Raw genomic sequence first — 9,045 nt, forward strand, 5'->3', positions numbered from 1 at the left:
TTAAAACCATGTTAATATGAAACTTGTGGGTTTACCATGTCTTTCGACTGTAACATTCCCATAATACTCGGCCTGGTGTAAATAACACTAAGGTAACAGCAGAGCGATAATCTTTGGGTGTATTCTTTTACCCAAAACCAATTTCACTTTGCTAAGCAACCACCTGTACAAAAAGTTCAAAAGTATCTGCTGTTAAGCCTGATGCTTGTGTTTTTTGCCGGCACTTTTTATGCCTGCAGCGACAGCTCAACCAACAACGACCCGGACCCGACGCCGGATTTCATCGAGCTGTCCGGAAACCTTTCCACCCAAACCCTAACCGCCAACAACCGCTATCTGCTCCGCGGTCAGGTGTTTGTTCGTGACGGATCGGTACTAACCATCGAGCCGGGAACGGTGATCTTTGGCGACAAGCGCACCCGCGCAACCCTCATTATTGACAGAGGCGGCAAGATTATCGCCGACGGTACCCGCGAGAACCCCATCGTGTTTACCTCTGCGCAGGAACCCGGCGTACGCGACCGCGGCGACTGGGGCGGACTCGTAATTCTGGGCCGCGCCAATGTGAATCAGCCTGAGCCGGCTGTAGAAGGTGTAACGCCTGCGGTCATTTTCGGAACCACGCACAGCAGGCAATTCGACGACGACAACTCAGGCATTCTCCGCTATGTAAGGGTTGAATTTGGCGGCATTGAACTTTCCCCAAACAACGAAACCAATTCCATTACCATGGGTGGTGTAGGCCGCGGAACCATCATGGAATACAACATGGTATCTTTTGGCGGCGATGACGGCTTCGAGTGGTTTGGCGGCACTGTAAACGGCCGTTATTTAATTTCTCACGCCATGTGGGATGACGATTTTGACTGCGATTACGGCTGGAGCGGAAACGTGCAGTTCGGCCTCATAATCCGCTACCCCGGTTTTGCGGATCAGTCTCAGTCGAATGCTTTTGAGTGTGATAACGGCCCCAACGACAACGATCAGCCACGCGATGAGCAGGGCAACATCCTTTTCCCTGATTACGCCTTCACCACCGGTACCTTTTCTAACGTAACCGTGATTGGCCCCATCCGCGAAGGCGCAACCATTTCAAACGGAAACTACGCCCACGCCATCGACCTTCGCCGCCGTGCCTCGGTTTCGATTTTCAACTCTGTGTTCACCGGCTTCCCGCGCGGCCTGCGCATGAATCAGCCTTCCGTACTTGAAAACTTCCTGGCCGGTCGCGGTTCGCTCGAAAACAACGTAATGGTGTATGCCACCGAAGCAAATGCTTTCCTTGGCGGTTCTGGAGTTGATGCAGCAGCGGTTGCAGGTCTCTGGAATGAAAAAAATACCACGATTGCCGGTCCGTTCAGCGACGCCCTGCACACGCAGCTGGGCCTCAACCCGGACCTCTTCTTTGGCAGCCGCCTTGCTGACGACTACCCCTCAAACCCTGACTTCCGCGTAACCTCAGGTACGCTGGCCAGCGGTGCAAGCTTCAGCCACCCGAGATTCAGTGAACCCAACCGCGCCGGCTTCTTCCAGCCTGTGAACTTCATCGGTGGCTTCGGCGCTGACAACTGGACCGAGGGCTGGACCGAGTTCGACCCCGTAAACCGCGAGTACTAACCAAAACTTGCCTTCAGAAAAAAAGACCTGTCCGAAACCCTTTCGGGCAGGTCTGTTCTGTTTCTCCTACATCCACCGCCGAGTATGTTCAGAGTATTACCCTTCCTGCTGATTTCCCTCTTCGCTTTTCTTGCAGTGTCCTGCTCCGAAAAGCCCGAAGATGCCGGTGCTTACCGCGCTTCCCTTCAGCTTGATGAAGCCAGCGCGCAGGCGCTGATGACCTCCGTAATCCGCTATGCCGGCCGCCTTCCCGCCGGGGCCACGATACAGACCCGTTACGAAGCCCGCTTCGATGCCGACTACGCCGAAACAGCCGCGGAACACCGCATCGACTATTTCTACCGCAGCCCCGATGACCGCGTTTTCATGGTCATCAGCCGGGATGCCCGCAGCCTGCACAGCCGCAGGCTTGCTACCGGCATAGAGCTGACACCCGGCGACAGCCTTTCCGCCCGTCCGCTCGCCTATGCCGAACACTTCCGCACCTGGGCCATGGCACCTGATGAGCTCGACCGCAAAGCCGGTGAACTCTTCCTCCTCATGAAAGCCGGCGCCGATCTCAGCCCCTTCTACCCGGAAAACTCCGGCGATGAGGAATACATCGAGTTTCCGAACGCAGAAGTCTGTTTCGATACGCACACCCGCAGCTGGGTCCGTGACGAACCGCATCCCCTCGATACCCTTCGGGAACTCCGAAATCAGCAATAAACCCGCTTACCCGGCAAACGCACACCTTATTTATATTCAAGAATCAAAACTGGTATGAAATCAAGCTATACAGGCGCATTATTGAGGATTACCCTGCTCACGATTGTTTTTTTTGCAGGAGGATGGGGAAGCCCGTCCATCAATCAGGCTGTTGCGCAGCTGCAGTCGCAGACCGGCACGCTCAGCGGGCTGGTGTTTGATGAAGACAGCAGCGAAAGCATCATCGGGGCAGCGGTGAGGCTGGAAGGAACCCTGCTCGGCGCCGCTACCGATATCGACGGCCGCTACATCATCCGGAACATTCCGGCGGGCACCTACACGGTCATTTTTTCCTACGTGGGCTACACGGATCTGCGCTTCACCGATGTGGTTATTGAGCCGAACGGCCGCCACGAACTCAACGCACTGCTCTCTGCATCTACCCTTGATCTCGATGCCGTAACGGTTTCGGCAGCGCGGCAGCGCGACAGTGATGTCTCCGTAATCAGCGATATCCGGCGGAGCTCGCAGGTGCTTTCCGGGGTTTCTGCCCAGCAGATTGCCCGCTCTCAGGATGGCAACGCGGCACAGGTGATGCAGCGGGTGCCCGGCGTAACCCTGGTTGACAGCCGCTTCGTGATGATCCGCGGACTGAGTGAGCGCTACAACAACGTGCTCATCAACAACACCCTTGCGCCCAGCACCGAGGTGGATAAGCGTACTTTTTCCTTCGACCTCATTTCAAGCGGCTCGCTCGACCGCATGCTCATTTCCAAGTCCGGCTCGGCGGAGCTGCCCGGCGATTTTGCCGGCGGCGTAATCAAACTCTTCACTGTTGAGCAGCGGGATGAAAACTTCACAAGCTTCAGCATCGGCAGCGGCTACCGCGTTGGCACTACCGGGCGCAGCTACATGCAGAGCCGCGGTTCCCGCACCGATTTTCTCGGCTTCGACAGCGGCTTCCGCGCCCTGCCCGGCGATTTCCCCGATTCCCGCAGCCTGCAGAACAGCGCCCGAAACGCACAGCTGCGTCAGGATGCCGCCCTCATGCTCGAAAACAACTTCCTGCCCGAAAGCACAACCGCACTTGCCGATCACAGCCTCGGCCTGGCTTTTGGCCGCAACTGGCAGGCCGGCAGCCGCCGGTGGAGCAACATCACCACGCTCGACTACAGCACGGGCTATCAGTGCTACGACCGCTCCTTCTTCCGCTACCTCGAGTGGGAAAACCGGAATCAGCCCATCCTGCAGCGCTTCGCATTTAACGACGAAACGTTCCAGAAGGAAACCCGGCTCAGCCTGATGTCCAACTTTAACCTGCGCCTCAACCCTTCACACAGCATCAGCTTCAAAAACCTGTTCAATCAGATCGGCGAGAACGAAACCATCCTAAGAAACGGCACTGATTTCATTCAGCGGCCTGATGATGAACTCATGAACTACCTGCTCGGCTACCGCTCCCGCTCTATTTACACGGGTCAGCTCGAGGGCAATCACCGCCTGAGCGAAAACCAAAGCCTCAACTGGACGCTCGGCCTCAGCTACCTCGGCGAGTCAGAGCCGGACCTCCGCCGCTTCCGCACCTTCCGCGATATTAATGATGCCGACGAGCGCTTCACCATGCAGATGCCGCCCTCATCCAACCTTTTTGATACGGGCCGCTACTTTGGCAGCCTCGATGAAATTTCCGTCAATCAGGGCGTCAACTACGAATACCGGCCGGCGCGCGGACCGGAGTTTATCCGCGGCGGCTACCTGATCGATTACCGCAGCCGGGATTTCAGCTCCCGCTACATCTCCTATCTGTACCCCGGCTTCTTCAACCCGAATGTGCGGGAAGAGCTGATACGCCTGCCCCTCGATGAGATTTTCGCCCCCGAAAACATCCGCACCCTCGACGGCTTCGTGATTGAGGAAGGCACCCGGCCCATCGACAGCTACGGCGCGGAAAGCCTCACCCTTGCCGGGTACCTGAGCACGGAGTTCGTGCTCAGCCGCATGCAGCTTTCCGGCGGACTCCGTGTTGAGCACAATACCCAACAGCTCAACAGTCAGGACGACTTCCAGGATATCCGGGTTAAAAATCCGGTGCTTTCCCTGCTGCCCTTCCTTTCGGCATCGCTCACCCTCACCGAGCGCACGCAGCTCCGCGCCGGCTACAGCCGCACCGTAAACCGCCCCGAATTCCGCGAGCTCGCGCCCTTTGTGTTCTACGATTACAAGATGGATGCGGGCCGTGCCGGAAATCCGAACCTCAAAACCGCCCAAATCGACAATGCCGACCTCCGCTATGAGTTCTACCCGCGGGTCGGGGAGCTGATTTCCGTCGGGGTATTCTTCAAATACTTCAACAACCCGATCGAAAACCGTACTATCGTAACGACCGAGAGTCCGCAGTTCAGCTATATAAACGCGGACTACGCCATGAGCTACGGCGCCGAAATCGAGTTCCGCAAATCCATGCTCGGTCTCACCAACAGCGCCTTCATAGACCGCTTCTCTGTGAACGCAAACGCCTCCGTGATCTTCTCGGAAGTGAATCTCGGCGAAACGGCCGTTGCCCAGAGTCAGACCCGCGCCCTTCAGGGGCAGTCGCCCTACATTGTAAACATGGCGCTGTACTACGACGATCAGCAGCGCGGCATTCAGGCAAGCGCCGTGTACAACATCGTGGGTCCCCGGATTTTTTCAGTGGGTGATGTGCTCTTCCCGACCATCTACGAAATGCCCCGAAACAGCCTCGATCTGTCGGCTTCCTACCGCTTTGGGCGCGGTTCGCAGCTCAAAGCGGGCATCAGCGACCTGCTGAACGCCCCGTACCGCTTCTACCAGGATTCCGACCGAAACGACCGCCCCGAAACCGGCCGCGATCACGAAATCTTCAGCTACAGCCGCGGTCAGAAAATCAGCCTCAGCTACAGCTATCGGTTCTGAGGCAGGGAAATCCGGGGGATACGCCCGGTACCGTTCATCACAAAAAAAGCCGCGCAGACCAGTTTCTGCGCGGCTTTTTGCATGAAGGTCCGGGCAAGACCCGGGGGCAGGGCGTGCAGGAAAACCAGAGAAGCAGCCGGACGAAAACTTGTGCTGCGCTGCATCAAGTTGTCCGTAAGTCCGTATCTTGCGCGGGTTAACACTTTTTTTTAATTTCCTTACACTCACGAACAAGCCAGTCATGTCAGAACGCTTTTTTTCAGAAGACGAAGTTGCCAAAGTCATCCGCCGTGCCGCTGAGCTCGAGGCCGAGCGGGCGAAGCAATCAAAAGGGAAGCCGCAGGCAGGGCTGAGCGTGCAGGAGCTGGAAGAAATCGCGAGTGCTTCAGGCATTGATCCGGAGCTCATCCGGCAGGCCGCAAACGAGCTCGATACGGAACCGTCGCAGTCGCCGGCCGGGCGGTCGCGGTCAACCCGCTCAGAAACTTCGGCCGTTGTAATTGACGACAGCGAGATCTATGCCGAAGAATGGATTGATGTAAAACCGGCCGACGGCCTCATAGACCTGCTCATAGCTGAGCTCAACCATAAGTACGGCACCTCTGAAGACGACGTAACCTGGTGGAACAACCTCACCGGCGATTACCCCGGCAAGGCCCGTGTGAAGCGCAGCAGCCACACAACCGAGTGGATTTACACCGATGCCTGGCAGATGTCCACCACGCGGGTATTGTTTCAGGGGCGGGGCGACCGGCTGCGCATCCGCGTGAGCAAGCGCGACACCTACGGCGGCAACTGGGAAAACTACGGCAATTACGCCTGGCTCATCGCTGCCGTACTTATGATTCCGACGGGTATTTTGGGCCATTTTGCCATGGAATCCGCCATAGCAACTGCGCTTATAATGGCGGCCGTTTTTGCGCTCAGCTTCGGAGCGGGCCGTACCTACCTCACGGGCCTTGTGGGAAAGGAAGAGAAAAAAATGGACCGGCTTTCGGCGGAACTGGGTGATCTGGCCCGTGAGCTCGGTCCCGATTTTCAGAAGTCGGGCAGCACTTCGGCTTCACAAAGCCGCCGCACCATCAAAATTGACGGCGCGGAAGCCGACCTCAGCGACTCGGTCGCACAGAAAGCGCAAAAGCTCCGCAATCAGCTCCGCTGAGCCGGAACCGGCCCGGCCTAATCCAGATACTTGTCGAAATACTCCTCTACCCAGCCCTTCAGGGTAGATTCCGGCACCGGCAGGAAAAAGCTCTTTTTTAGGTCAACCGTGATTTCATCACCCGAATCAGCGATATAGCCCGAAACCAAATTGCCGTTAAAACGCAGGGTATCGCCCTCCCATTTATGGCCGATACCAAACTTCTTCTGCATATCGCCCGCAATAATGCCGAGCGCCTCGCGCACTTCTTCCTTGCTTTTGCTGTGCTTTCGTGTGAGTTTCATGCTCTGTCCTGCTCCGTATTGAGGTGAGGGGTAAGTGTATAAGCCGGACTATATAAACAACAAAAAAACGGAAATCAACCAGGCAGCATACCAGAATCCGGCATCTGTCATTTTTCCGCCCCGTTTTTTTAGGGTGAAATTTCGAGAACATCACTGTCTTTCGTGCTTGTGACAAATCCCAAATCAACGGCATGTCCCGTGCCTTTTTTTTTGAGGTCCCTTCCTGATCTTAGCCCGCAGACCATGTAGCAGCTCTAAGTTACCTGATGTGCACAGTCCTGAACCCCCAAAAAAACAAATCAAACAAATGTCATCTCGAACAGCGGCGTATGGCAATGAGCCTGCCAAAGTCTGTGCAAGCAGCACAGTCGCGAAACCATTCGAAGCATCATGTGAGAGATCTCCAAAGGTGGCCTGCCCGGCACTTTCTGAGCGCCCCGAAAAAAGCCTGCGTGCTGGCCCGCCATCCGCCGCCCCGTGGCGTATTCATGTGAAGGAGATTCCTCACATGATGCTTCGGCAGCCAATCGGGCGGGTCCGGCCCAAAGCCTTCGGCAAGCTCCCTGCCACACGAGCAGCGTTCGGAATGACACGGGGAGGGTATAAAGGGACAGGGATAAAACAGTGCCCTGCAGCGATACACATCATGCGTGAAAAAAGACTCAGCTGAAATACTCCCGGCAGGGAACAGCGATCGCCGTGAGGCCATCCTGCTCAAACCGGTCGTGCTGATTAAGTGTGATGATGTGCCCTTCCTGCAATCCAAAAAAGCGGAGGGCTTCAAAAAGGCCGTTCAGCTCCCTTTCAAGATTATCAGCCGTCAGTTTGAGGCAAACCTGTATTACCTCAGCGGGCCTGCTTTTTTCGACCGCGATAAAATCGCACTCACCCTTTTCTTTGAAGTAGCTGATCTCCCTGTATCTGCGTCTCAGAAACAGAAAAACAAGATTTTCAAACACCGGACCCCAATCAGAAGTGAACGACTTTGAATTGACCTGCACGAGTCCGGTATCGATCGCATAAACCTTTCTCGGGTTCACGTTCTGCTTTTGTACCGAATAGCTGAATTTGGGCACAAAGAAGAATAACCAGGATTGCTCTAAATGCGAGAAATACTCCATTACCGTACTTGTGGCGCTGATGCCAAACTGTGACTTGAGCTTGTTTGCGCTAACCAATCTGCCTGTGTTGGATACAAGAAAAAGCGCAAGCCGCTGCAGCGATTTTACATCCCGAACGCCGTAGCGTACAGCGATATCCCGTATCAGAATGTCGTTAAACAGCTGATGCAGCACATCGTCGTTTCCGCTTTTGAGGTACTCCGGAAAGCCGCCCTCGTTCATGTAGTCCTGAAACAGCGCATCGGATGGCTGCTGCCCCCTGAACCGCAAAAACTCCGGCCACGAAAAGGGGAACAGTTCGGTGCTCAGATGCCTGCCGGTCAGCCGTGAGCCCAACTCCTGACTCAGCAGGGAGGCATTCGATCCTGTAATGATCAGCCTGCAGCCTTCGTCGAGCTTCTGCCGCACGTACAACTCCCAGCCTTCCACAACCTGAATTTCATCAAAGAAGAGCAGCTTTTTCTCTGATTCATGCAGGATGTCATCGAGCCGCGAAAAATCCCTGAGGTCGAAGCCATACAGGCGCGGGTCTTCAAAGTTCAGAAAAAATGCATCCGCATAGTCCCCGTGCAGCAGCTGATGCATGAGCGTACTTTTCCCGCAGCGGCGTATGCCCGAGATGATAAGCGCATGCGGATCAGGTTCGGGCAGCCGGTGCAGGGCATCGCGCATGAGCCCCGTTTCCCTGCCGTGCAAATTATCCCGCTGCGCCCGGGCGACATCCGCAATGGTTGTTTTGGTAATCATATTCTTCTGTGGTTTTGTGCAAAGCTACAAAATTGTAGTTTAGTAACAAACAATAGTGTTGTTTAGTATCAAACAAAATTTCAGGCATGCTATTGTGAGATCGTTTTGCCGATGCCTGCTCCGGCTTCGAAGATTCCCCGCATTGATGAGCACAGTCCTGAAAACCCAACAAAAAAAAACAACAGGTCATCTCGAACAGCGGCGTATGGCAATGAGCCTGCCGAAGTCTGTGCAAGCGGCCCAACCGCGAAACCATTCGAAGCATCATGTGAGAGATCTCCATAGGTTGCGTTGCCCGGCACTTTCTCAACGCCCCGAAAAGTCCATTCGGGCGGGACTTGCTCAGAGGCTACGGCAGATTCTCTGCAAAATGAGCAGCGTTCGGAATGACACCGGGGGGAGGGCGAAAGACCAGGTAATTCCGGACCGATCCGATAAATCCGTGTGCTGTTATTACATCAAAATTTTGGCATACAACCAAAAAAGCACGGGA

7 protein-coding genes are annotated in these 9,045 nt (G+C 55.4%); 4 read left to right on the plus strand and 3 right to left on the minus strand.

The annotated features are described in order from the left end of the window. Nucleotides 1–201 precede the first annotated feature (201 nt). From LAT75_RS07655 to LAT75_RS07665, 3 genes are all read left to right on the plus strand, one after another. A complete protein-coding gene (locus tag LAT75_RS07655; protein WP_291482055.1) occupies nt 202–1,617 on the plus strand; it encodes a hypothetical protein in 1,416 nt (471 codons plus the stop codon). A gap of 84 nt (nt 1,618–1,701) precedes the next feature. Further along, nucleotides 1,702–2,325, plus strand: coding sequence for a hypothetical protein (locus tag LAT75_RS07660; protein ID WP_291482056.1), 624 nt, complete (start codon nt 1,702–1,704; stop codon nt 2,323–2,325). 54 nt (nt 2,326–2,379) lie between these two features. After that, nucleotides 2,380–5,238, plus strand: coding sequence for a TonB-dependent receptor (locus LAT75_RS07665; protein ID WP_291482057.1), 2,859 nt, complete (start codon nt 2,380–2,382; stop codon nt 5,236–5,238). Here LAT75_RS07665 and LAT75_RS07670 read toward each other — a convergent pair. Next, nucleotides 5,226–5,402: a hypothetical protein gene (locus tag LAT75_RS07670; RefSeq protein ID WP_291482058.1), complete on the minus strand. Its 177-nt coding sequence runs from the start codon at nt 5,400–5,402 to the stop codon at nt 5,226–5,228. The two genes, LAT75_RS07665 and LAT75_RS07670, sit on opposite strands and share 13 nt — an antisense overlap. 77 nt (nt 5,403–5,479) lie before the next feature. On the opposite strand from LAT75_RS07670, the gene LAT75_RS07675 reads away from it, so the two are divergent. Beyond that, the gene (locus LAT75_RS07675; protein WP_291482059.1) at nt 5,480–6,400 is read left to right on the plus strand and encodes a hypothetical protein; all 921 of its coding nucleotides are present in this window, start codon (nt 5,480–5,482) and stop codon (nt 6,398–6,400) included. 17 nt (nt 6,401–6,417) lie between these two features. Here the strand turns inward: LAT75_RS07675 and LAT75_RS07680 are convergent, their stop codons facing one another. Both LAT75_RS07680 and LAT75_RS07685 read right to left on the minus strand, forming a co-directional pair. Next, nucleotides 6,418–6,684, minus strand: a complete 267-nt coding sequence (locus LAT75_RS07680; protein WP_291482060.1) for a polyhydroxyalkanoic acid system family protein — start codon at nt 6,682–6,684, stop codon at nt 6,418–6,420. 662 nt (nt 6,685–7,346) lie between these two features. Continuing rightward, nucleotides 7,347–8,552 (minus strand): ATP-binding protein, encoded by a 1,206-nt coding sequence (locus tag LAT75_RS07685; protein WP_291482061.1) that lies wholly within the window; start codon nt 8,550–8,552, stop codon nt 7,347–7,349. Between the last annotated feature and the right edge of the window lie 493 nt (nt 8,553–9,045).

It is taken from the genome of Cyclonatronum sp. (assembly GCF_022565315.1).
Lineage (GTDB): Bacteria > Bacteroidota > Rhodothermia > Balneolales > Cyclonatronaceae > Cyclonatronum.